At 42.9% G+C, this 3,521-nt stretch carries 2 protein-coding genes; both read left to right on the top strand.

The genetic code is table 11. The features are described 5' to 3' along the window. Window positions 1-169 precede the first annotated feature (169 nt). Window positions 170-1,537, top strand: a complete 1,368-nt coding sequence (rppB, locus tag J7545_RS11365; protein WP_318700408.1) for a two-component system sensor histidine kinase RppB — start codon at window positions 170-172, stop codon at window positions 1,535-1,537. Window positions 1,538-2,004: 467 nt separating this feature from the next. Further along, on the top strand, window positions 2,005-3,207 hold the full coding sequence (locus J7545_RS11360) for a tyrosine-type recombinase/integrase (RefSeq protein WP_318700407.1): 1,203 nt from the start codon (window positions 2,005-2,007) through the stop codon (window positions 3,205-3,207). Window positions 3,208-3,521 lie beyond the last annotated feature (314 nt).

The raw sequence follows: 3,521 nt of genomic DNA, 5'->3' as shown, positions 1-3,521 counted from the left end.
AGGGTGTGGCGATCTCATTTTTGCCCATATGCATACTCTTGGGAATTGATATGCAGAAAAAATGGCGCGATCGCCTGCCTTGTCTACACTCTACGATTCCGAAAAGCTAAAGCTTTTCGGAGAGTGACAGAAGAGGGATAGAGCTATGTCTGTTGTTTAAGTTCCATTTATGAAAAGTTCTCCACTTTTTCGTCATAGTCGCCTTCGTTTAGCGTTTTGGTATGCCTTAGTGATGGGGGCAATTTTAAGTGTATCGGCGTTGGGTATGTATCGTTCCCTGGTGCGATCGAATTGGCAAGCAATGGAACGGGAAATGGAGTCGATCGCGGGAACACTTCACGATAGCTTAGAACCGATGTTGCCTGCCTCAGAAAACCCCACCACTGTGTTAAGGCAGATTTTGCCTGAATTGTGTTTAGTGGGACAACCGTGTAATTTTAATCCGACTTTAATTGAAAGACATACCATTGGTATTAGCGATCGCAGCACCTATTTCCTACGGCTGTTTAATCATCAGGGGCAACTGCTAGCTTTTTCTCCCAATCAACCGGCGAATCTTTCTGGCATCTTAAAGGATACTCCCTGGCAAACTCTCACCAGTGAGGGGATTCGTTATCACCAATTTACGATTATTTTACACAGTGCTTATCCTCATTCCGTTGGCGATCGCCACTATCACAACTCATCTTGGGGTTATTTGCAACTCGGACGGACTTTACAACCCTTCGATGCTGAAGTTAGACGCATACAAACGATCTTAGCGATCGGGTTTCCCCTAATTTTAGGGGTTGTGGTGATGTCAAGTTGGTGGCTTTCCGGGTTAGCCATGCAACCGATTTATCAATCTTATCAACAACAACAACAGTTTACCGCTAATGCCGCCCATGAGTTGCGATCGCCCCTAGCTAATTTGTTAGCAACCATAGAAGCCATGTTAAGAATACCCTCCTCAAAACCCGAAGATTTAACCCCAATGTTGCAAACTCTAGAAAGACAAGGAAGACGCTTAAGCCATCTAATTACAGATTTACTCTTATTAACTCGTCTGGAAGATCGAGTCCCTTCTACCTCTTTTCAGTATTGTTGTTTAAACGATTTAGTTGGGGATCTGGTAGAAGAATTTTCCGAGGTGGCTATGAGGGCTGATATCGATCTCATTGAGCAAATCCCCGATCGCCCAATTCAGGTTTTAGGAGACGATTCTCAACTTTACCGTTTAGTCTCTAATTTAATCGCTAATGCTATTCAATATACCCCTAGTAAAGGTCAAGTCGTGGTGAGCTTAACCGTCAAAGAACGCCAGGCTTTGATTCAGGTTCGAGATACGGGAATAGGGATTGCCAAAGAGGAACAACCGCGTATTTTCGATCGCTTTTACCGAGTTGACAGCGATCGCGCTCGAACCACAGGAGGCACAGGTTTAGGATTAGCCATTGCCCGGGCGATCGCCCACCATCATCAAGGCGATCTTACGGTTACCAGTCAACTCGGTCAAGGGAGTCTATTTACTATTGCTCTTACCCTGATTTATTCTTGAGTAACTATCAATGTCCTGGTGAGTTAGTCATTCTTAAAATTCACTTTACCAATAGGCTTTTAAATGCTACGATCATAGCCAATCGATAAGTATGAACAGCATCATATTATTCTCAATCTAAAAGAAGAACCCCATCGTGTAGAAAATTGTCGCGACGGTGAAAATAGAGACTTTATCTACCACAAATTTGAATCCTTTGCACGTATATTTTTAACTAAACTAATTCTCAAATATGCATTACAAGCAGAAGAATATCATTTCTCTAAAAGCCTTATGGCTCAACAGTACAAGCAAGTTCTGAATTATAGGGAATATTTGCCCTGGAAAAAAACTGGAGGAGCCTTTGTTACCACTTTTTTGGGTCAGCTTAAATACTCACTACCCTTACCAAGGGTTAACGAAAGGCTTAATTACAAGGGGTTCCATGCCTCAGCCGTTGCTTATAGGCAGTTTATAGGCAACTTGAAATGGCAAAGAGAGCAAGAATACCTAAGATAAGACCCGACAATAACAATGGGTCTATCCGACTGAGATGGCAGTATCAAGGTAGGCAATATCGCTTATCTGGGTTCGGTGCATGGGACGACCCCACAGCACAATCTATCGCCATAGCCACGGGAGAACAGATTAAACGCGATATCCGACTGGGAATATTTGACCCATCATTAGAAAGTTACCAATCTCATCACAAGCGGAACCAGAAGGCGATTGACGAGTATCAGCGGGCGATAAGCACTCACGAACAAGGAACCCAGTGGACGCTACTTGATGTGTGGAACTTCTACAAATCCCACAACGTTGAATCCACACCACGGACAACTCAGAAAAACCACTGGAGGGCGACAGACAACGCCATTGCCCTGCTCTGCACTGAGGAGACATTACCTGATAATGTCCACAAGGTAACCCCTAAATTATTGGCGCATTACAGCCCCTCTACCTTGCAGCGCGTCCTAGCTTCTTTAGTAGCAGCGAGTAATCTGGCGTTCAATTATGGACACATTCCTAAAAGTTACTGGAAAGACATCAAAAAGCAGTTGCCAAAAAAGGCTAGTAGAGATGAGTCTAAGCGTACCAATAAAGCTTATACAGTAGAGGAAGTGAAAGCGATATTAGAGGCGTTTAGAACTGATAGATATTGTCCCACTAAATCGGCATATCTCCACAGCCATTACTATCATTTTGTTGAGTTTCTCTTACTAACTGGTTGCCGTCCTGGTGAGGCTTGCGCTCTTACCTGGGATGATATTGGTGAGGGCAGAATTAAGATAAGTAAGTCCTATTCACTGAATGAACTGAAGCCTACAAAAAATGGAAAAACGCGATACTTTCCAACCAATGAGCAATTAAAGGAATGTCTTGCCATGCAGCACAGGAATCCTAGGAGTTACAATTCTTTGAATCTGGTATTTCCATCCTTCAAAAGCGGCTACATTAACCTCCACAACTTTACAACGAAAATCTTTAGTCGCGTAATCAATGGGTTATTTAATGATGGGATAATCAGACAGAAACTCCCTACTTACTCCCTCAGAAATACATCGGCATCCTTTTACTTAAGAAGAGGAGTAGATAGAGCTACTATTGCGAAGTTATTTGAAACGTCTGGGGAGATGTTGGATAATCATTATTTCTCGCCCGATGACGATATTCAGTTGCCGGATATTTAGGATGAACTTTTAGGAGGTAACGACGACCTTCCCAGAATTGGCTAAGGTTGGTTAGAATGGAAGCAAATATCTGAGAAGAAAGAGCGTTTTCTCCTAGCCTCCAATTACTAAAAGACCCCATAATGGGGTCTTTTTTTTGGTAATCTTGTCGTAATTCCACAATTTTGCGGTTTTACCCTCTGAGTCTGTGACTCTTGGACTTTTAGCCATTGCTATCGTTTCCTTTCAACCTTTGTTCAAGTCCTCGCAACATTCGGCGAATTTTGACGCTCTCTTCCAGTAATTCTTTATCTCGCCCCTTGAGGTCTTTATCT

Source organism: Roseofilum sp. SBFL, assembly GCF_017746885.1.
Lineage (GTDB): Bacteria > Cyanobacteriota > Cyanobacteriia > Cyanobacteriales > Desertifilaceae > Roseofilum.
Note: the sequence above shows the minus strand (reverse complement) of the source record. Positions and strands in the feature narration are given on the sequence as shown.